Annotated in this window: 3 protein-coding genes; all 3 read left to right on the top strand. The window is 64.1% G+C overall.

The annotated features are described in order from the left end of the window. The first annotated feature begins 92 nt into the window (after positions 1 to 92). Genes AC0Z4S_RS20115 through AC0Z4S_RS20105 form a run of 3 tightly spaced genes read left to right on the top strand, consistent with a single transcriptional unit; the run spans position 93 to position 23,642 of the window. Positions 93 to 3,494, top strand: coding sequence for an amino acid adenylation domain-containing protein (locus tag AC0Z4S_RS20115; protein ID WP_485624348.1), 3,402 nt, complete (start codon positions 93 to 95; stop codon positions 3,492 to 3,494). After that, complete coding sequence (locus AC0Z4S_RS20110; RefSeq protein WP_485624347.1) at positions 3,491 to 11,314, top strand: amino acid adenylation domain-containing protein; 7,824 nt, start codon at positions 3,491 to 3,493, stop codon at positions 11,312 to 11,314. The genes AC0Z4S_RS20115 and AC0Z4S_RS20110 overlap by 4 nt, the downstream gene beginning before the upstream one ends. 13 nt (positions 11,315 to 11,327) lie before the next feature. Continuing rightward, positions 11,328 to 23,642 (top strand): non-ribosomal peptide synthase/polyketide synthase, encoded by a 12,315-nt coding sequence (locus AC0Z4S_RS20105; RefSeq protein WP_485624346.1) that lies wholly within the window; start codon positions 11,328 to 11,330, stop codon positions 23,640 to 23,642. Positions 23,643 to 23,667: the final 25 nt, after the last annotated feature.

The following is a 23,667-nucleotide window of genomic DNA, read 5'->3' as shown; positions in this document are numbered from 1 at the left end:
CGCCGGCGCGCTAAATCATCGCGCGGGCCATTCGTTCTTGTTGATACGACCGGGTCTCCAGGTCACGCCGCCGATCAGCAAGGACTCCACGCATGAATGCCGCAGACGCACAGAAACTAGCCCGCCGCTTTATCGAATTGCCCGAGGACAAACGTCGTTTGTTCCTCGCCGGCATGGCCCGCGAAGGCATCGATTTTGCGCAGCTTCCCATGACTGCCTGCGACGGCCTCGCTGAGCGCGACGGCCTGTCTTACGCGCAGCAGCGCATGTGGTTTCTCTGGCAGCTGGAGCCGACCAGCGCAGCCTACAACCTGCCGATGGCGGTGCGTCTGGAGGGCGATCTAAACGTCGAGGCGCTGGAACAGGCTTTCAGCCATTTGGCGGCGCGCCACGAATGTCTGCGCACCACCTTCGGCCAGGACGGCGAGCGTGCCTTCCAGCGTGTGGCCGAGCCGCAGCCACTCAAGTTGCCCGTGACTGACCTGAGCGGGTTGCCCGAAGCGCAGCGCTGGCCGCTCGCGCAGCAGCACATGATGGCCGAGGCGACCCAGGCCTTCGACTTGCAGAACGGCCCGCTGCTGAGTCTGCGGCTGTTGCGCCTGGCCGAGCGGGAACACGTGCTGCTGCTGACCCTGCATCACATCATCGCCGACGGCTGGTCGATGAACATTCTGATCGACGAATTCATGCGCACTTACGACGCGTTGGTCGCCGGGCGCGAACCGACGCTGGCGCCGCTGACCGTGCATTACCGCGACTATGCGCTGTGGCAGCGCAGCTGGCTGGAGGCCGGTGAACGCGAGCGGCAACTGGACTACTGGCGCACGCAACTGGGCGACGAACATCCCGTGCTGGAATTGCCCACCGACCGCGCCTATCCGGCGCAATCCAGCCATCAGGGCGCACGCTTGGAAACGGTGATCGACGCGACCCTGCGTGAAGAGCTGAAAAGCCTTGCCCAGCGCCAGGGCGTGACGTTGTTCGTGGTGCTTTTGGCGGCGTTTAAAACCCTGTTGCATCGCTACAGCGGCCAGACCGATATTCGTGTCGGCGGGCTGATCGCCAACCGCACCCGCAGTGAAACCGAAGGCCTGATCGGCTTCTTCGTCAACACCCAGATTCTGCGCAGCGTGGTCACCGCACAGACGCCGTTCGCCGAGCTTTTGCAGAACCTGCGCCAGGCTGCACTCGGCGCCCAGGCCCATCAGGATCTGCCATTCGACGCCCTGATCGAAGCCCTGCAACCGGCGCGCAGCCAGAGCCACAATCCGCTGTTTCAGGTGATGTTCAACCATCAGCCGCTGGTCACCGATCTGCATCAGGCGCAACTCGCGTCAGGCTTGCGCGTGGGCTATCTGAGCGAAGAGCAACTGGCCGGCAGCGCTCGACAACACGCGGCCACCAGTGACCTGATGCTCGACACCCGTGAGGAGGGCGAGCAACTGTTTGCCGCCTTCACTTACGCCACGGATATTTTCGACGCCGCAACCATCGCCGCGCTGGCCGGGCATTGGCGCAATATTCTCCAGTCGGTGTGCCGCAACCCGCAGCAGTTGATCGGCGACGTGGCGATGCTCGCCGACAGCGAACGGCACGCGCTGATTCAGTCCGCCGCGCCTTCGCCTCGTTTCACCAGCGTGCAAAGCCTGTTCGAAGCGCAGGTCGCGCGCACTGGGCAAGCGCCGGCGGTGCGGTTGGCCACTGCGCCTGCGCCGGCATTCAGCTACGCCGAACTCAACACTCGCAGCAATCGTCTGGCCCATCAGTTGCGCGCGGAGGGTGTCGGCCCGGACGTGCTGGTCGGCGTCGCGCTGGGGCGTTCGCTGGAACTGGCGGTGGCGCTACTGGCCGTGCTCAAGGCCGGTGGTGCTTATGTGCCGCTGGACCCGCAGACCCCGGCCGAACGCCTGCGCCATGTACTCGATGACAGTGGCCTGAAACTGTTGCTCAGCGACCGGCAAAGCCTCGCCAGCCTGCCGCCGCTCGATGGCATCGAGTGCCTGTGTCTCGAGCAACTGCCCGACAGCGAGCAGAGCGACAACCTGCTGGTCACGGTCGAAGCCGACAACCTCGCTTACGTGATCTACACCTCTGGCTCCACCGGGCGGCCGAAAGGCGTGGCGGTCAGTCATGGCGCACTGAGCGAGTTCATCGCCCGCGCCATCGATTACAGCGATCTGCGCGAAGGCGACCGGGTCCTGCAATTTGCCACCAGCAGTTTCGACGGTTTCGTCGAGCAGTTTTTCCCGCCGCTGTGCCATGGCGCCAGCGTGGTCATGCGCGACGCGCCGTTGTGGGACAGCGCGACGCTGCATCAGGTCATCGTCGATCAGGGCATCACTCTCGCCGACCTTCCGGCGGCCTACTGGTATTGGCTGGTGCAGGAATACGCGGCGAAACCGCCGGCAAGTTTCGCCGCGCTGCGCCAGGTTCACGTTGGCGGCGAGGCCATGGCGGTGGACGGATTGCGCCTGTGGCAGCAGGCCGGGCTTGGCCATGTGCGCCTGCTCAACACCTACGGGCCGACTGAGGCCACGGTGGTCTCGACGATTCATGACTGCACCGGGCTGACCGCGCAGGATGTGTCGTGGCGCGGCATGCCGATCGGCCAGGGGCTTGAAGCGCGGCGCCTGTACGTGCTCGACGATGACCTGAACCTGCTGCCGCAAGGCGCGGTGGGCGAGTTGTACATCGGTGGGCCGGGACTGGCGCGGGGTTACCACCGCCAGCCGAGCCTCAGCGCCGAGCGTTTCATTGCCGACCCGTTCGCCGACGGTCAGCGCCTGTACCGCACCGGCGATCGTGCGCGGCTGCGCGGCGATGGCGCGCTGGAGTACGTCGGTCGGGTCGATCATCAGGTGAAAATTCGCGGCTTCCGCATCGAACTGGGCGAGATCGAATCGCGCCTGCAGCAATGTCCCGGGGTTCGCGAAGCGGTGGTGCTGGCGGTGCCGTTCGCCGGCGGTACGCAACTGGTCGCCTACGTGGTGACGGAACCGGCAGCGCTCGCCAGTGCGGCGACGCAAGCGGCGTTCCGCCAGCAAACCCGCGCCGCGCTGCAAGCCTGCCTGCCGGATTACATGGTGCCGGGGCATCTGCTGTTGCTGGCGAATTTGCCGCTGACGCCCAGTGGCAAGCTCGACCGCAAGGCCCTACCGACGCCGGACCCGGCGCAGTTGCAGGGCGATTACCGTGCCCCGCAATCGCCTGCCGAGCAGTGTCTGGCGCAGGTCTGGGCCGAGGTGCTGCAGGTGCCGCGTGTGGGTCTGGACGATCACTTTTTTGAACTGGGCGGCCATTCGTTGTTGGCCGCGCAGGTGATCGCGCGGGTCAAGGAGCAGATGGGTGTGGTGCTGCCGCTGCGCAGTCTGTTCGAAAAACCGCTGCTGGCGGATCTGGCCGAGGTGCTCGGGCAACTGGCCGAGGCGAGCGGCGACGACGACTGGTCCGACATGGATCAGTTCATGAATGCTTTGCAAGGAGAAGAAGTATGAGCGGCACGATGGCGGAACGTATTGCGCAAAGATTCGTCGGCCTGCCGCTGGAACAGCGTCGGCTGTTTCTCGCCAGGCTACGTGAGGAGGGCAAGGATTTCAGCCTGCTGCCGCTGCCGGTCAGCCGCCACGACTGCGCACAGATTCCCCTGTCGTTCGCCCAGCAGCGCCTGTTGTTTCTCTGGCAACTGGAACCGCACAGCGCCGCGTACAACATGGCCGCCGGCTTGCGTCTGAAGGGGCTGCTGGACGAGTCGGCACTGAGCCGTTCGTTCGATCATCTGCTGGCGCGCCATGAAGTGTTGCGCACGGTGTTCCACACTGACGGCGATCAGCCCCATCAGGTGATTCTCGAGCAGCAGAGTATTGCCCTGGAACGCTTCGACCTGACCGGCATCGCCACGCAAGAGCGCGAGTCGGCGCTCGCGCAAAAAGTGCAAGAGGTCACCGCGCAACCGTTCGATCTGCGCCACGGCCCGCTGTTGCGCGCCAGTCTGTTTGCCCTGGCCGAGGATGAGTTCGTGCTGGTGGTGAGCATGCATCACATCGTCTCCGACGGCTGGTCGATGGACGTCATGGTCAAGGAATTCGTCCAGTGCTATCAGGCTTTCAGCCTGCAGCGCGAACCGCAATTGCCGGCGCTGCCGTTGCAATACGCTGACTACGCGATCTGGCAGCGACGCTGGCTGGAAGCAGGCGAGGGTGAACGCCAGCTCGACTACTGGCGTCAGCAACTGGGCGACGAGCATCCGCTGCTGGACGTGGCGCCGGACTTTGCCCGACCGCTGACCCAGAGTTTCGCGGGGCAGACCCTGAGCTTCGATTTCGGTGCCGACCTGTCGCGCCAGCTCAATGCTTTTGCCCGCAGCCAGGGCATCAGCCTGTTCATGCTGGTGCTGGGCGGGTTCTCGCTGTTCCTCTCGCGTCTGGCCGGCGAGCGCGACATTCGTGTTGGCGTGCCGAATGCCAACCGTGGCCGTGCCGAAGTCGAAGGGTTGATCGGTTTCTTCGTCAACACCCAAGTGCTGCGTTGCCAGGTCGATGAGCGCGGCAGTTTCGCGGATCTGCTGGCGCAGGTGCGTGAAGCGGCGTTCGGCGCGCAGGCGCATCAGGAATTGCCGTTCGAGCAACTGGTCGACGAATTGGTCGCCGAGCGCACCCTCGGTCACAACCCGTTGTTCCAGGCCAAGTTCAATCAGAACGTCGGCATGCAGAAACAACGCTCGATGGCCTTGCCCGGTCTGACCGTCAGCGAATATCCGTTGGCCAAGGACGGCACGCATTTCGATCTGGCCCTGGACATCACCGACGACGGCGCACTGATCCACGGTCAGATGACCTACGCCAGCGATCTCTATCGGGCGGAAACGGTCGGCGGTTTTGTGCCGATGTTGCTCGACCTGTTCAGCCAATTGCTCAATGCGCCGCAGGCGCCGCTGCACACGGTCGCCACGCAACGGCCCGCTGCGCTCGCCATTCAACGCGAGCCGGCGTTGACCGTGTTGCAGCACTGGGCGCGTGAAGTAGCCCGGCAGCCGCAAGCGCTGGCCGCTCGTGATCTCCAGCAGACGATGACGTTCCAGGCACTGGATGAGCAAGCCAATCGTCTCGCCCATTATTTGCGTGCGCAGGGCGTCAATGTCGGCGAACCGGTGGCGGTGCTGCTGGAGCGTTCGCTGGACTGGCTGACTTGTGTGCTGGCGATTCTCAAGGCTGGCGCGGTGTACATGCCGCTCGACGTCAAGGCGCCGAGCGCGCGGCTGAAACAGATGCTCGGCGCTGCACAGGCAGGGGCATTGATCGGTGCCGAAGGCGATGCGCGGGTCAGCGAACTGGCGGTCGAGGGCTGTCAGGGTCTTGAATTTGCGCCGGAGCAATGGCAGTCGCTGCCGGCGTCTGCGCCTGAGTTGACGCTACATGCACAATCGCCGGCCTATGTGATTCACACCTCCGGTTCCACCGGGCAACCCAAGGGCGTGCTGGTCAGCCACGGCGCGCTGGGCAGTTATGTGCGCGGCGTACTCGAACGTCTGGCGCCGGCGCCCGAGGCGAGCATGGCGCTGGTTTCGACCATCGCCGCCGACCTTGGCTTCACCGTGCTGTTCGGCGCATTGTGCTCGGGCCGCCTGCTGCATGTGCTGCCGGAAGAGCTCGGTTTCGACCCGGACCGCTTTGCCGACTACATGGCCCGCCATCGCGTCGGCGTGCTGAAAATCGTTCCCGGCCATCTCGCCGCGCTGTTGCAGGCGGCCGAGCCAGCCGACGTGCTGCCGGAACATGCACTGATCGTCGGCGGCGAAGCCTGTTCGCCGGCGCTGGTCGAGCGCGTGCAGCAGCTGAAACCGGGCTGCCGCCTGATCAACCACTATGGCCCGAGCGAAACCACCGTGGGCGTGCTGACCCATGAGGTCGAAGCACTTGCCGCGCAGACGCGCAGCGTTCCTGTCGGCACGGCGTTGGCCGGTGCGCATGTTTATGTGCTCGACGATGTGCTCAACCCGGTGGCCGATCAGGTTGCCGGTGAGTTGTATATCGGCGGTGACAGCGTTGCCCTGGGCTACCTGAATCAGCCTGGGCTGACCGCCGAGCGTTTCCTGCCCGACCCGTTCGGCGCACCGGGCGCGCGGGTGTACCGCAGCGGCGACCGGGTCCGGCGCAACCGCGAGCAGGCGCTGGAATTCATCGGTCGCGCCGACGATCAAGTGAAAGTGCGCGGCTATCGCGTCGAGCCGGCGGAAGTCGCGCGGCTGTTGCTCAGCCTCGATGGCGTCAGCGAAGCCGCCGTGCTCGCGCTGCCACTGGATGACGATCCGGCGCGCCTGCAACTGCTGGCGTGGTGCGTGCCGCTAGCGCGCGCGAAAGTGCAGGCGCAGGAGCTGCGCGAGCAATTGCAGGCGCGGCTGCCGGACTACATGGTGCCGGCGCAGTTGCTGTTGCTGGAAAAGCTGCCGCTGACTGCCAACGGCAAACTCGACAAACGCGCCTTGCCCGTGCCCGGCGTGGTCAGCCAGCAGTTCGTCGCGCCGGTCGGTGAGATCGAAGAGAAACTGGCTGCCATCTGGGCCGAGGTGCTCAAGCTCGAGCGGGTCGGCAGCAGCGATAACTTCTTTGAACTGGGTGGCGACTCGATTCTCAGTCTGCAAATCATCGCCCGGGCCAAGCGCCAGGGGATCAAGCTGAGCCCCAAGCAGTTGTTCGAAAAACAGACCATCGGCCAATTGGCCGCCGTGGCCAAACTGATCGAGGCCAAACCGGCTGCCGCTGCCGCAGCTGTGGCACGCGGGCCATTGCCGTTGCTGCCGATTCAAGAGCGTTTCTTTGACACGCCGATTGCCCAGCGCCAGCACTGGAACCAGTCGGTGATGTTGCAACCGACCCTGGCGCTGGACGCCGCGCATCTGCGCACGGCGCTGGCGGCGTTGGTCGAACAGCACGAGGCGCTGGCCCTGAGCTTCGTGCCATCGGGCGATAGCTGGCAGGCGTTGCCGCAAACTCAGCGCGATGCCGAACTGCTCTGGGTTCGCCAGCTGGAGAGTCTCGACGCCTTGCCCGCACTGGCCGACGAGGCGCAGCGCAGTCTCGATCTGCAACGCGGGCATTTGCTGCGCGCTTTGCTGGTCACTCTGCCGAATGCCGAGCAGCGTCTGTTGCTGGTGATTCATCACTTGGTGGTCGACGGCGTGTCGTGGCGCATTCTGCTGGAGGACTTGCAGCAGGCTTACCAGGCATTGGCGGCGGGGACGGCGCCGGTGTTGCCGGGCCAGAGCAGTTCGCTGCACAACTGGGCAGAGCGGTTGCACCGTTATGCACAGAGCGAAACGTTGGCGGCCGAAAGCGCTTATTGGCGCCAGATCCTGGCTGCCGACAACGCGGCCCTGCCACGGGATTTCGCCGAGGACAGCCAGACCCGCGCCCAGGCCGCCCGCGCCAGTACGCGCCTGAGCCAGACACTGACCGACAAGCTGCTGAAAGTCGCCCCGGCGGCGTATCGCACGCAGATCAATGACTTGTTGCTGACCGCATTGGCGCGGGTGCTGTGTGACTGGAGCGAGCAGCCGTCGGTGTTGATCCAGCTCGAAGGCCATGGTCGTGAAGACCTGTTCGACGACATCGACCTGAGCCGCACGGTCGGCTGGTTCAGCAGCCTGTTCCCGGTGCGCCTGACCCCGCAAGCAAATCCGGCTGCGTCGCTGTGCGCGATCAAGGAGCAACTGCGCGCGGTGCCGGGCAAGGGCATCGGTTATGGCGTGCTGCGTTACCTCACGCGTTCCACCGAGTTGCAGGCGCTGGCGCAACCACGGGTGACATTCAATTATCTCGGCCAGTTCGATGGCGCCTTCAGTGCTGAGCAAGGCGCGTTGTTCCTGCCGAGCAGCGACAGCACTGGTGCCAATCAGGATGGGCAGGCGCCGCTGGGCAATTGGCTGAGTGTTGACGGTCAGGTCTTCGGCGGAGAGCTGGAACTGAGCTGGACCTTCGGCACCGGCATGTACCGCGCCGAGACCATCGAGGCGTTGGCCGAGGCTTATCGCCGCGAACTGGAACGCCTGATCGAACATTGCTGCGAGAGCGGCGCCGGTGGCGTGACACCCTCGGACTTCGGCCTCGCCAACCTCACGCAGGCGCAGCTGTCGGCGCTGTCGATCGCGCCGCGTGACATCGTTGATCTGTACCCGCTGTCGCCGATGCAGCAAGGCATTCTGTTCCACAGCCGCAACGAGCCGGACAGCCCGGCTTACACCAATCAGCTACGCGTCGACGTCGAGCAGCTTGACGCCGAGCGCTTCCGCCAGGCCTGGCAGCAGACCCTCGACGCCCACGATATCCTGCGTACCGCGTTCGTCTGGCCGCAGGATGCCGCCGCGCCAGTGCAAGTGGTGCGCAGCCGTGTGCAGATGCCGTGGCAGGTGCAGGACGGGCGCGGTCGCGATGGCCTCCATTCAGCGCTTGATCATCTGGCCACTGAAGACCTGCACAACGGTTTCGATCTGCTCGAGGCACCGCTGTTGCGCGTGACGCTGGTGCGCACCGATGAGCACACTCATCACCTGATCTACACCTGTCATCACATCCTCATGGATGGCTGGAGTACTTCGCAATTGTTCGGCGAAGTGCTGCAACGCTACGCCGGCATCACGCCGAGCGCAGGGCCGGGGCGTTATCGCGATTACATCGAATGGCTCGGGCAGCGCGATCAGCAGGCCAGTCGGCAGTTCTGGAGCGCGGCGCTGGCGAATCTCGAAGAGCCGACGCGACTGGCCAGCGCCATGCCGGTCAGGCACGCGGCCAGCGGCTATGCCGATCACCAGCATGTGTTCAGCGAACAGCTGACGGCCGAACTGAACCGCTTCGCCCGCGAACAGAAAGTCACCCTCAACACGTTGGTCCAAGCGGCGTGGCTGCTGCTGTTGCAGCGTTACACCGGGCAGGATCACGTGGCATTCGGCGCGACCGTGGCCGGGCGGCCGACGGATTTGCCGGGTGTCGAGCAACAGATCGGTCTGTTCATCAACACCTTGCCGGTAGTGGCGGCGCCGTCGGCGGAGATCGACGTCAGCCAATGGCTGCAACAGGTGCAGGACCTCAATCTGGCGTTGCGCGAGCACGAACACACGCCGCTGTATGACATTCAGCGCTGGGCCGGGGCGGGTGCCGGGGCGTTGTTCGACAGCATTCTGGTGTTCGAAAACTACCCTATGGCCGAAGCGCTGGCGCAGGGGCCGGAGACCGGCCTGAAGTTCTCTGCAATCCGCCGCCAGGAGCAGACCAATTATCCGCTGACGCTGGTGGCGGTTACCGGCCGCGAACTGAGTCTGCGCGTGAGTTACGATCAGGCCAGTTTCGACGCTCAAGCGATCAGTGCATTGAATGCGCAGTTGCAAGGTCTGCTCGAGCAGTTCCTCGCCGACGCCACCCAGCCGCTGGGTGCGCTGCAACTGCTCGCCGAGCCACAACGGCAACAAGCAATCGCGTGGGGCAAGGCGCCGGTTACCGCGCCGGATCAACGCACGGTGCTGGCGCACATCGCCGCGCAGGTGCGGCGACAGCCGCAGGCGAGCGCGGTGCTGTTCGCCGAGCAGTGCATCGATTACCAAAGCCTCGATATCCGGGCCAATCGTCTGGCGCACAAGCTGCAAGGCATGGGCGTCGGGCCGGAAGTGCGCGTCGGTGTGTGCATGCGCCGCACGCCGGACATGCTGGTCGGCTTGCTGGCGATCCTCAAGGCCGGTGGCGCCTACGTGCCGCTGGACCCGGATTACCCGCAGGAACGCTTGCTGCACATGCTCGACGACAGCCGCGCAGCCGTGCTGCTCACTGCGCCAGCGGCGCTGGCCATGCTGCCTGAATCGTTGGACGCGCAAGTGTTGCTGGTGGACGAAAACGTCGCCAGCGAATGCCCGGCCACTGCGCCGCTGGTTAATCTCGCCGCAGACAATCTGGCCTACGTGATTTACACCTCCGGCTCCACTGGCAAACCGAAAGGCGTAGCCATCAGCCACGGCAATCTGTCGGCACTGATTCAGTGGTCGGCGGGGGTCTATCGCGAAGAGCAATTGCGCGGCGTGCTGGCCTCGACGTCGATCTGCTTCGATCTGTCGGTGTGGGAAATCTTCGTCACGCTGGCCTGCGGTGGCTGTCTGGTGCTGGCCGACAACGCCCTGGCGCTGGCCGATTTGCCGGCGCGCGATCAGGTTACGCTGATCAATACGGTGCCGTCGGCGATTGCCGCGTTGCAACGGGCCGGGCAGATTCCGGCTTCGGTTGGCACCATCAATCTCGCCGGCGAGCCGCTCAAACAGAGTCTGGTCGACAGCCTGTATGCCAGCACCCAAGTGCAGCAGGTCTACGACCTCTACGGGCCGTCGGAAGACACCACTTATTCGACCTTCACCCTGCGCACGCCGCAGGGGCGGGCGAACATTGGCCGGCCGCTGGACAACACCGTGGCGTACCTGCTCGACAGTCAGCTGCAGGTGCTGCCCGCGGGTGTGCCGGCTGAGCTGTACCTGGCGGGTGCCGGGGTGACGCGCGGCTATCTGCGCCGCGCCGCGCTGACCGCCGAACGCTTTGTGCCGAATCCCTACGCGACCGACGGCGAGCGCCTTTACCGCACTGGCGATCTGGTGCGTCAGGGCGATGACGGCAATATCGAGTACATCGGTCGCGCCGACCATCAAGTGAAGATTCGCGGCTTCCGCATCGAGCTCAGCGAGATCGAAGCGCGCCTGCTGGAGCTCGACGATATCGGCGAAGCGGTGGTGCTGGCGCAGGACGGCGCCGCCGGCAAACACCTGCATGCCTACCTCGTCGCCGCGCCGGACAGCGAGCGGTCGACCCTGACCGAGCGGGTGCGCAGTGCACTGGTCAGCCGCTTGCCGGCGCACATGGTCCCGGGGCATTTGCACCTGATCGACGCGATCCCGCTGACGCCCAACGGCAAGCTCGATCGCAAGGCGCTGATGGCGTTGGCCGAGAGCCCGATGCAGGAGCAATACCAGGCGCCGCAAAGCGATCTGCAATGGGAGGTCGCGACGATCTGGCAGGAAGTGCTGGAAGTCGAGCGGGTAGGGCTGACGGACAACTTCTTCCAGCTCGGCGGCCATTCGTTGCTGGCGACGCTGGTGGTGACCCGGGTGCAGGAGCGCCTCGGCGACAAGGTGCCGCTCAAGGCGTTGTTCGAAACCGACACGCTCAAGGAGTTCTGCGCGCGGATCGAAGCGCTGCGTGTCGAAATGTCGCCCGTTCAGGATGAATTGGCTAAATCACTGGAGGCCCTCAAACGTCTATCCCTCGATGATCTGGAAAAACTGATTTCTTGAGAGGGAAAAACGCGTGCAAGAGTTAATCGAGTCGGTAGGACAACTTTCGGCTAAGCAAAGAAAGGCTCTGGCGGTTCTGCTCAAGCAGAAAGGCGTCAACCTCTTTGACATTGCCCCGGTTTTCAAGCGCACGGCTGAAGAGCCGTTGCTGCTGTCCTACGCTCAGCAGCGCCAGTGGTTCCTCTGGCAGTGGGCACCGCACAGCGCGGCCTACAACATTCCGACGGCCCTGCGCTTGCAGGGCCCGCTGGATGTGCCGGCACTGGAACGCAGCATCGCGGCGCTGATCGAACGCCACGAAACCTTGCGCACGGTATTCACTCAAGACAGTGCACAACCCTTGCAAGTGGTCTTGCCCGCAGGACCTTTTGCGTTGGAGATTCATCACCTGAGCGCTGATCTGGCGAACGACCCGGACACCTCGATCCAGGCCTTCGTCCAGACCCAGAGCCAGAAGACTTTCGACCTGCAGCACGGCCCGTTGCTGCGTGCCGCGCTGCTGCAGGTCAGCCCCGCTGAGCATGTGCTGGTGCTGACCCTGCACCACATCGTTTCCGATGGCTGGTCGCTGCAAGTGATGATCGAGGAACTGGTGCAGCTCTACGCCGGTTTCAACCTCGGTCACGACGCCGGTCTGCCGGCACTGCCGATCCAATACGCTGATTACGCCTTGTGGCAGCGCCAGTGGATGGAGGCCGGGGAGCAGGAGCGCCAACTGGCCTACTGGCAGGCAAAACTCGGCGGCGAACAGCCGGTACTGGAGCTGCCGCTGGATCGCCCGCGCGCGGTCGAGCAGAGCTTCGCCGGCGCCAGTCATAACCTGATTCTCGAACCGGCGCTGAGCCACGCCCTCAAGGCATTTGCCCGGCAGGAAAACGTCACCCTGTTCGTGGTGCTGCTGGCGTCGTTTCAGGCCTTGTTGCATCGCTACAGCGGGCAAAGCGACATCCGGGTCGGGGTGCCGGTGGCCAACCGTGGTCGGGTGGAAATCGAGCGGCTGATCGGCTTCTTCGTCAACACCCAGGTGCTCAAGGCGGACATCGACGCAGAGCTGCCGTTTGTCGAACTGCTGCGTCAGGTCAAACAGACGGCGCAGGAGGCGCAGGCGCATCAGGACTTGCCCTTCGAGCAACTGGTCGAAGCGCTGGAACCGGGCCGCAGCCTCAGTCACAGTCCGTTGTTCCAGGTCATGTTCAACCACCAGGCCGAGCGCCGTGCGAGCGTTGCGACGCGCCTGAACGGCCTGAACATCGAACCGCTGGAATGGCAGAGCCAGACCGCGCAATTCGACCTGACCCTCAACACCACCGAACAGGCCCACGGCATCGAAGCGGTGCTCAAGTACGCCACCGACCTGTTCGACGCGGCGACTATCGAGCGCCTTGCGCAACACTGGACTGCGCTGTTGCAGGCGATCGTCGCCGAGCCGAGCCAGCGCATTGGCCAGTTGCCGATGCTCGACGCCGGCCAGCAGCAACAGCTGTTGGCGCAATGGAATCCGCCGCGGGTCGAACAACCGCTGACCCAGTGCATCCAGCAAGCCATCGAAGCCCAGGCCGCGCGGCATGCCGATGCGGTGGCGGTGAGCTTTGCCGGACAGCGCCTGACCTACGCCGAACTCAATCGCCGCGCCAACCAATGGGCACATACGCTGATCGAGCGGGGTGTCGGCCCTGATGTGCGCGTCGGCGTTGCGGTCGAGCGTTCGCTGGACATGATCGTCGCCATTCTCGCGGTGCTGAAAGCGGGCGGCGCCTATGTGCCGCTGGACCCGAGCTACCCGGATGACCGCTTGAGCTACATGATCGACGACAGCGGCATTCAATTGCTGTTGACCCAGGGTCATTTGCTCGGGCAGTTGCCGATTCCGTCGGGGCTGGTCTGCCTCGATCTGGATCAGGCGCCGGAACACAGCATCGAAAGCAACCCGCCATGCCTGACCACGCCGGACAATCTGGCCTACGTCATCTACACCTCCGGTTCCACCGGCAAACCCAAAGGCGCGTTGCTGCCGCACGGCAATGTCATGCGCCTGTTCAGCGCCACCGAGCACTGGTTCGATTTCGGCGCGCAGGACAGCTGGACGCTGTTCCATTCCTACGCATTCGACTTTTCGGTGTGGGAGATTTTCGGGGCGCTGTTGTACGGCGGCAAACTGGTGGTCGTGCCCCACGATGTCAGCCGTTCGCCGGAAGATTTCTACACGCTGCTGTGTGATGAAAATGTCACGGTGTTGAACCAGACACCGTCGGCATTCAAGCCGTTGATGCAGGTCGCCTGTGAATCCTCGCGCAGCAATGCCCTGCGTTACGTGGTGTTCGGTGGCGAGGCGCTGAAAGTGCAGAATCTGCGCCCGTGGTTCGAGCGTTTTGGCGACCGCGCGCCGACGCTGATCAACATGTACGGCATCACCGAAACCACCGTGCACGTGACTTACCGGCCGTTGTCACTGGCGGATCTGCACAGCAATCACAGCAGCCCGATCGGCGCGCCGATTGTCGACCTGTCGTGGTACTTGCTCGACAGTTCGCTCAATCTGGTGCCGCAAGGTTGCATCGGCGAGTTGTACATCGCCGGCGCCGGTCTGGCCCGTGGTTATCTGAATCAGTCCGGCATGAGCGCCAGCCGCTTCGTGCCCGATCCGTTCAACCGCAAGGCCGGCGAGCGCCTGTACCGCACCGGCGACCTCGCACGGCTGCGCGGCGACGGGGTGATCGAGTACATCGGTCGTATCGACCACCAAGTGAAGATCCGTGGCTTCCGTATCGAGCTCGGCGAAATCGAAGCGCAACTGCTCAAGCATCCGCAGGTGCGCGAAGCGGTGGTGCTGGCGGTGGACGGCCTCAGCGGCCAGCAACTGGCAACCTGGGTCGTGCCCGTCGAGGCAGTGAACGCGGACGAGCAGGGCGCCCTGCGCGATTCGATCAAAGCGCACCTGCGCGAAACCCTGCCGGATTACATGGTTCCGGTCAGTTGGGCGTTCCTCGACCGGCTGCCGCTGACCGCCAACGGCAAGCTCGATCGCAAGCAACTGCCGCAGCCGGACGTCGCCCAAGTGCAAGAGGCCTACGCGGCGCCGCGCAGTGAGCTGGAACAGCGTCTGGCCGAGATCTGGCAGGACGTGCTCAAGGTCGAACGGGTAGGGCTGCACGACAACTTCTTCGAGCTGGGCGGCGATTCGATCATCTCGATTCAGGTAGTCAGTCGCGCGCGGCAGGTCGGCATTCGCTTCACGCCCAAAGACATTTTCCAGCACCAGACCGTGCAGCGTCTGGCCACCGTCGCGCAACAGAGCGACGCCGTGCAAACGGAACAGGGCGAGGTGCTCGGCGACGCGCCGCTGACGCCGATCCAGCATTATTTCTTCCACAGCGACATCCCGGCGCGCCATCACTGGAACCAGTCGATCCTGCTGACCCCGGCGAAAACCCTGCAAGCCGCTGCGCTGCAACAGGCCCTGGCGCAGGTGCAAAAACAGCATGACGCCTTGCGTCTGCGTTATCGCCAAACCGAGCAGGGCTGGCAGCAAAGTCACGGCGCGGCGGATCAGCCACACGACTTGCTGCGCACCTTTGCGCTGGACGACAGCGCGGCCTTGCCAGCGCTGTGCCTGGACCTGCAACGCAGCCTCGACCTGCACAACGGCCCGCTGATCCGCGCGGCGCTGATCGATTTGCCGGACGCCAGTCAGCGTCTGTTGCTGGTGATTCATCACTTGGTAGTCGACGGCGTGTCGTGGCGAATCCTGCTGGAAGACCTGCAAAGCGCCTATCAACAGATCAGCAGCGGACAGGGCGTGCACCTGCCGGCGAAGACCAGCGCGTTCAAGGACTGGGGCTTGCGCCTGCAAGAGCATGCGCGCAGCGCGGCGCTGGACAGTGAACTGACGTACTGGCGCGAGCAGTTGCGCGACGCGCCGCTCGGTTTGCCGCTGGATAATCCGCAGGGCCAGTTGAACAACCGCTTCGAGCGCAGCGTCGACACCCGGCTGGACGCCGAACGTACCCGCCAGTTGCTGCAACAGGCCCCGGCGGTCTACCGCACCCAGGTCAACGACCTGCTGCTGACGGCACTGGCGCGAGTGTTGTGTCAGTGGACGGCCAGCGACAGTGCGCTGGTGCAGCTCGAAGGACACGGCCGCGAAGACCTCTTCGATGACATCGACCTGAGCCGCACCGTGGGCTGGTTCACCAGCATGTTCCCGGTGCGCCTGACGCCAAACGCCAGTCTGGAAACCTCGATCAAAGCCATCAAGGAACAACTGCGCGCGATCCCCAACAAGGGCATCGGCTACGGTTTGCTGCGTTATCTCGGCACGCCCGACGCACAAGCGGCGTTGCATGAACTGGCGCAACCACAGGTGACGTTCAACTACCTCGGGCAGTTCGATAACAACTTCGACGAAGACGCTTTGTGGCGGCCGGCCACCGAAGACAAAGGCGCCGGTCAGGACGCAAACGCGCCGATGGCCAATTGGCTGACCATCGATGGCCGGGTTTATCAGGGCCAGTTGAGCCTGACCTGGACCTACAGCAGCGACGTCTTCGAAGAGGCGACGATTGCCGCTCTGGCCCGCGCCTACGAAACGGCGTTGAGCGAATTGATCGATCACTGCCTCAGCCATGCGGGCGGCCTCACGCCGTCCGATGTGCCGCTGGCCGGTTTGTCCCAGGCGCATCTGGACAGCCTGCCGATCGCCGCCCAGCGCATCGAGGACATCTATCCGCTAGCGCCGATGCAGCAAGGCATTCTGTTCCACAGCCTGTACGACGCGGACGCCAGCGCCTATGTCTATCAGATGCTGCTGGACATCGACGGCCTCGACGTCGTGCGGTTCCAGCAAGCCTGGCAGCGCGTGGTCGATCGCCATGAAGTGCTGCGCGCCGGTTTCATCTGGGGCCGCGATGGCCTCGACGCGCCGTTGCAGGTGATCAACCGCCAACTGACCCTGGAAATGCCGGAAATCGATGTGCGCGATGTCGCCGATCTGCCGGCGGTGCTTGAAGCACGGGCGCAGGCTGACCGTGAACGCGGCTTCGATCTGCAGAATCCACCGCTGTTGCGCCTGTGCCTGCTGCGCACTGCTGACGATCGCCATCGGCTGATTTTCACCTGCCACCACATCCTCATGGATGGCTGGAGCAACTCGCGGATGTTCGGCGAGGTGCTGCAGGATTACGCCGGCCAGCCAGTGCCGAGCGCGCAGGGTCGCTATCGCGATTTTCTGGTGTGGCTGCAGGGCCAGGACAAGGCGGCTGCGCAGGACTTCTGGCGCGGGCAACTGGCCGAACTCGACGAACCGACCCGACTGGCGTCGGCCTGCCACGGACGCACAGTGCCGGGGCCGGGCAAACAGATGCATCGTCTGCACTTCGACGAAGCACTCACCCAGCGTCTGAACCATTTTTCCCGTCAGCAACAGGTGACGCTCAACAGTCTGGTGCAAGCGGCATGGCTGCTGGTGTTGCAGCGCTACACCGGTCAGGCCACCGTGGCATTTGGCGCCACGGTATCCGGGCGTCCGGTGGATTTGCCGGGCATCGAGGAGCAGCTGGGGCTTTTCATCAATACCTTGCCGGTGATCGCCAGCCCGCAGGCCGCCCTCAGCGTGGGTGACTGGGTGCGCAGCGTTCAGGACAAGAACCTGCTGCTACGCGATTACGAACAGACGCCGTTGCAGGACATTCAGCGTCTGGCCGCCCTGAGCGGCGAAGCGTTGTTCGACACCTTGCTGGTGTTCGAGAACTACCCGGTCTCCGAAGCGCTGGAGGCCAATCCGGGCGGCCTGCGTTTCTCCGGCCTGGAGCATCGCGAGCAGACCAACTACGGTCTGACCCTGATCGCTGGCGCCAGCGAAGTGCTCAACCTCGATTTCAATTACCTCACCGAGCACTTTGCCGAGCGCAGCGTGCTCGCTCTGGCCGGGCATTTGCGCGAAGTGCTCGAGCAATTTATCCAGGCCCCGCAGCGGGCACTTGGCGAGATCGGTCTGCTGCCGTTGGCCGAGCGTCAGACGCTGGCGCAGTGGAACGACAATCACGCAGCTTATTCGGCCGAGCGCCTGATCTCGCAGAGCTTTGAAGCGCGGGTGGCGGCACATCCGCAGGCACTGGCGTTGAGTCATGCCGGCGTGGCCTTGAGCTACGGCGAACTGAATCGGCGTGCAAACCAGTTGGCCCGACATTTGTTGACGCTCGGCGTGACGGCCGAGGTGCGCGTCGGCGTGGCGCTGCCGCGTTCGACAGAGCTTGTGATCGCCCTGATGGCGGTGCTCAAGGCCGGTGGCACCTATGTGCCGCTGGACCCTGACTACCCGGCCGACCGCGTGGCCTACATGCTCGACGACAGCCAGGCGAAAGTCCTGCTGACCCAGCAAGCATTGCTGGCGCAATTGCCATCGACGCAAGCGCAGGTGGTGCTGGTCGAGGCCGGCGGCGAGGCGTTTGCCGCGCAGGAACCGGACAACCTGCCGGCGCGCGCTGACTCGGCCAATCTTGCCTATGTGATCTACACCTCCGGTTCCACCGGCAAACCGAAAGGCGTGGCCATCGCCCATCGCAACGTGCAGGCACTGATTCACTGGTCCGCCGAGGTCTACAGCGAAGACGACCTGCACGGCGTGCTGGCCTCGACGTCGGTGTGCTTCGACCTGTCGGTGTGGGAGATTTTCGTCACCCTGGCGCGTGGCGGCTCCATGGTCATGGCGCGCAATGCCTTGGAACTGCCGGACTTGCCCGAGCGTGATCAGGTGCGCCTGATCAACACCGTGCCGTCGGCGATTGCCGCGCTGCAACGCATCGGCCAGATCCCGCCGGGCGTGCGCATCATCAATCTGGCCGGCGAGCCGCTGAAGCAGGCGCTGGTCGACACCCTGTACCGCGAGACTTCGGTCGCCCACGTTTACGATCTGTACGGGCCGTCCGAAGACACCACGTATTCGACCTGGACCCGTCGCGAACTCGGCGGCCAGGCCAATATCGGCCGGCCACTGCGCAACACCATCGCGTACCTGCTCGATGAGCAATTGCAGGAAGCGCCGCTCGGCATCGCAGCGGAGCTGTATCTGGCCGGCGATGGCATCACCCGTGGCTATCTGTTGCGCCCAGGCTTGACCGCCGAACGTTTCGTGCCCAACCCGTTGGCGAGCAACGGCGAGCGCATGTACCGCACTGGCGACCTGACGCGCTGGCTGGATGACGGCCGTATCGAATACGTCGGCCGCATCGATCATCAGGTCAAGGTGCGTGGCTTCCGTATCGAACTGGGCGAAATCGAAGCGCGTCTGCTGGCCCAAACCAGCGTGCGCGAAGGCGTGGTGCTGGCGGTGGACGGCGTTGGCGGCCAGCAACTGGTGGCTTATGTGGTGCCGGCCGAAGCCGATCAAAGCCCCGCGCAACTGGACGCGATGAGCGCCGAACTGCAAGCCGCACTCAAGGCGCATCTGCCGGACTACATGGTGCCGGCGCAGTGGCTGTTCCTTGAGCAATTGCCGCTGACGCCCAACGGCAAACTCGATCGCAAGGCTTTGCCGGCACCGGACGCCAGTCAGTCGCAACGCGATTTCGTCGCGCCGTCGTCACCGCTGGAGCAGCAACTGGCCGAGGTCTGGCAGGACATTCTGAAGATAGAGCGGGTCGGCGTGACCGACAATTTCTTCGCCCTCGGCGGTGATTCGATCATCTCGATCCAGTTGGTCAGCCGCGCGCGGCAGCAGGGCATTTGCTTCACGCCCAAAGACCTGTTCCAGCAGCAGACGGTGCAGAAACTCGCCGCAGTGGTTTCGCTTGAAGACGCGCAAGCCGCCAGCGCTGCCGACTACCCGCTGGCGCAACTGGATCAGGCCCAGCTCGATGCCTTGCCGGTGCCAGCGGAGCTGATCGAAGACGTCTACCCGCTGTCGCCGATGCAGGAAGGCATGCTGTTCCATACGCTGTCGGATAACGGCAGCAGCCTCTACGTGCAACAGGTCAGCCTGCCGATCAAGGGTCTCGACGTGGAGCGTTTCCGCCGGGCCTGGGAATTCGTCATCGTCCGGCAGGCGATCCTGCGCACCAGTTTCCATTGGCAGGATGGGCTGGCCAAGCCGTTGCAGGTCGTGCATCGCCATGCGCCGCTGCAGATGCAGGTGCTCGATTGGCGTGCGCAGGACTGCAGCGAGGCGGCGATTGCCGAATTCGCCAGCGCCGACCGCGCATTGGGTTTTGATTTGTCCGAAGCGCGTTTGCAGCGCGTGACCCTGTTGCATCTGGGCGACGAGCAGTACCAGATGATCTGGACCAGCCACCATATTCTGATGGACGGCTGGAGCAGTTCGCGGCTGTTCGGCGAGGTCTTGCAGTATTACTCCACGGGCCAGGTGACTGGCGAAAATGGCCGCTATCGCGACTTCATTGCCTGGTTGCAGGCGCAGGATCAGGACGCCCAGGAGCTGTTCTGGAAGGCGCGTCTGGCGGTGGTCAACGAACCGACCGCGCTGAGTCAGGCGATGCACCCGCGCCACAGCGCCGACGTTACCGGCCACGATGCGCTCTATTCGAATTGGGACAAGGCGCAAACCGCGCGTCTGCTGGAGTTCTGCCGCGACCTGCGCATCACCCCCAACACGCTGATCCAGGGTGCGTGGCTGCTGCTGTTGCAGCGCTACACCGGCCAGCAAACGGTGACCTTCGGCGCCACGGTGTCGGGACGTCCGGAAAGCCTGCCGAACGTCGGCAACATGCTCGGCCTGTTCATCAATACTTTGCCGATCATTCAGACGCCGCAGGCCGATCAGCGCCTGGCCGACTGGCTGGGCGAAGTGCAGGCCTACAACCTCGACATTCGTGATTACTCCCAGGCGCCGCTGGCGGATGTGCAGCGCTGGTCGAACCTCGGGGGGCAGGCGCTGTTCGACAGCATCGTGGTGTTCGAAAACTTCCCGATCGACGAGCGCTTGCAGGAAGAAACCGACACCGAGCTGACTTTCGGCAAATCCATCGGCCATGGCGTGACCAACGTGCCGATGGACCTTGCGGTGATGCTCGGCGATGAATTGTCGATCGAATACCTGTACCTGCGCAGCCACTTCAGTGCCGAGGCGGTGCAAGGCATTCGCCTGACCCTGGAAAACACCCTCGCGGCGATGATGGCCGCGCCGTATGAGCGGCTGGGCAATCTGCAGCGTCTGTCCGCCGAGCAATGGCAAGCGGCGCAGGCCTGGAGCGCTGAGCCTTCCCACCGCCACGCGCCGCAGTTGCTGCCGGAGCTGATCAGTCGTCATGCGCAACAGCAACCCCATGCGATCGCCGTGCAATGCGCCGGCGAAAGCCTGAGCTACGCAGAGCTGGAGCGGCAGGCCAATCGACTGGCGCAGTGCCTGATCGCCCACGGCGCCGGGCCGGAAGTGGTGATCGGCGTGGCGTTGCCGCGTTCGCTGGAAATGCTGGTGAGCTTCCTCGCCGTGCTCAAGAGCGGCGCGGCGTACGTGCCGCTGGATATCGATTATCCGCCGGAGCGTCTGGCGTACATGATCGAAGATTCGCACATGGCCCTGCTGCTGACGCAAACCAGCCTGCGCGCGACGATGCCGACGCCGCCAGGCCTGCTGCGTCTGGAAATCGATCAGCTCGATCGCAGTCTGTACAGCGATGCCGCTCCGATCTGCGATGTTGACGAGCAGAGCCTGGCCTATCTGGTCTACACCTCCGGCTCGACCGGGCGGCCGAAAGGCGTGGCCGTCACCCAGGGCCCGCTGAGCATGCACTGCCAGGCCATAGCCGAGTTGTACGAAATGGACGCCAGCAGTTGCGAGCTGCACTTCATGTCGTTCGCTTTCGACGGCGCTCATGAACGCTGGCTGAGTACGTTGTACAGCGGCGGTCGTCTGGTGATCCGCGACGGTTGCCTGTGGACCCCGGAGCAGACCTATCAGGCCCTTCACGATTACGGCGTGACCATCGCCTGCTTCCCGCCGGCCTACCTCAAGCAACTGGCCGAGTACGCGGCAGCCAGCGGCATCGCGCCGCCAGCGGTGCGCATCTACTGCTTCGGTGGCGATGCGGTGCCGGAGCAAACCTTCGAACAGGTCAAAGCCGCTTTGCGTCCGCAGTACTTCACCAACGGCTACGGCCCGACCGAAACCGTGGTCACGCCGATGCTCTGGAAAGTCGCCATCAGCCAGCACTGCGAAGCGGCGTACGCGCCGATCGGTCGCGCCGTCGGTGCGCGTTCGCTGTACGTGCTCGACGACGATCTGAATCCGCTGCCGCCGGGTTTTGCCGGTGAGTTGTACATCGGCGGCTACGGTATCTCCCGCGGTTATTACGGGCGCCCCGATCTGACTGGCGAGCGTTTCGTGCCCAACCCGTTTGCGCCGGGCGAACGCCTGTACCGCAGCGGCGATCTGGTGCGCCGCCGCCCGGACGGCGTGGTTGATTACGTCGGACGCATCGACCATCAGGTCAAGGTGCGCGGCTTCCGCATCGAACTGGGCGAAGTCGAGGCCAGTCTGCGGCAGTTGCCGGCGGTCAGCGATGCGCTGGTGATTGCCCGCGACAATGCCTCCGGCAAGCAACTGATCGGCTACGTGGTCACCGCCAGCGGTGAAGACATCGGCGATGAACTCAAGGCCGGGCTGCGCGCCTCGCTACCGGAATACATGGTGCCGGCGCAGATCGTCTGCCTCAGCGCGTTCCCGGTCACGCCCAACGGCAAACTCGATCGCAAGGCGCTGCCTGAACCGCAATTCAAAAGCGACGAATATCTTGCCCCGCGCACCGAGCAGGAAACCCTGTTGGCGGAAATCTGGGCGCAGGTGCTGCAGGTCGAGCAGGTCGGTATCAGCGATAACTTCTTTGAACTGGGCGGCGACTCGATCCTCAGCCTGCAAGTGATCTCGCGGGTGAGAAACCATCCGACCCTGCAGATGGAGCTGAAGCTGCGCGATCTGATGCGCTATCAGACCATCGCCGGCATCGTCGAGCAGCAGGTGGTGAAGGAGGGCGCTGGGCAAGCGCTGCCAGACCTGACCCAAGTGGCAGCAGAAGGCGCGTTCAATCTGCTGCCGATTCAGGAATGGTTCTTCGCCGAAGGCATGGCCGAGGCGCATCACTACAACCAGTCGTTGCTGCTCAGCGCCCGTCAGCCACTGGATCTCGACGCACTGGAACAGGCACTGGGCTTGATCGAACAACATCACGATTCGCTGCGCCTGCGTTTTTCCAACGACGGCGGTCGCTGGTTGCAGCGCTACAGCACCCGCGCGTCAGACGAGGCTGTGCTGTGGCGCCGTGAAGCGCAAAACAGCGACGAGGTCGAAGCCTTGGCCAACCTTGGGCAGCGCAGCCTCAAACTCGATGACGGACCGGTCTGGCGGGTCATGCATGTGGCCTTGCCGGATGGCCAGGCGCGCTTGCTGGTGGTGATTCATCACCTGGTGGTCGACACCGTGTCGTGGCGGATTCTGCTCGACGATCTGAAAGTCGCTTATGAGGCTTGCGTGCAGGGGCTGCCAGCGCAGTTGCCGATTCGCACCAGCAGTTATCGTTCGTTTGCCGAGGCATTGCAGGCGCAGGCGCCGGTGATTGCCGAGCAGGAATTGGCTTATTGGCTGGAGCAACTGGATCAACCGGGTGTCGACCTGCCGTGTGATAACCCGCGCGGCAAGAACCTCGTGCGGCAACAGGCGCAGGCACGGCTCAAGCTGTCGCGCGAGCACACCGAACAACTGCTCAAACAAGCCCCGGCGGTGTACGGCACGCAGATCAATGACCTGCTGTTGTCGGCACTTAGCCGTGCGCTGTGCCGCTGGAGCCAGCAACCGTCGGCGCTGATTCTGCTTGAAGGGCACGGTCGCGAAGACCTCTTCGAATCGATCGACCTGAGCCGCAGCCTCGGCTGGTTCACCAGCATGTTCCCGGTGCGTTTGCGCCCGGACAGCGACGACATTGGCCAGTCGATCATCGATGTGCAGGCGCAACTGGCGGGTGTACCGCAGAAGGGCATCGGCTATGGCGTGCTGCGTCATCTGGCCGGGCCGGACATCTGCGCGCAACTCGCCGGTTTGCCGCAGGCGCGGGTGACGTTCAACTACCTCGGGCAGTTCGACCAGAGCTTCGATGAACAGGCGTTGCTGGTGCCGGCACTGGAAGAAACCGGCGACAACTACAGCCTCAAGGCGAACCTGGGCAACTGGCTGGAAATCGTCGGTCAGGTCTATGACGGGCAACTGGCCTTGCGCTGCATCTACAGCAACCAGCGCTACCGCGCCGGCACCATGGATGCGCTGATGAGCGATTACCAGCGTGAGCTTGAAGCGTTGATCGAGCACTGCATGGCACGGGCGGGTTAATCGCTCTTTTGTGCGGGCGCTGCCG

Source organism: Pseudomonas sp. 1L-B-1-E-C1 (genome assembly GCF_057291835.1).
Note: the sequence above shows the minus strand (reverse complement) of the source record. Positions and strands in the feature narration are given on the sequence as shown.

Bases quoted from the DNA above. Each gene is read 5' to 3' on its own strand.
- AC0Z4S_RS20115 (WP_485624348.1), top strand. From the start codon at position 93: ATGAATGCCGCAGACGCACAGAAACTAGCCCGCCGCTTTATCGAATTG.
- AC0Z4S_RS20110 (WP_485624347.1), top strand. From the start codon at position 3,491: ATGAGCGGCACGATGGCGGAACGTATTGCGCAAAGATTCGTCGGCCTG.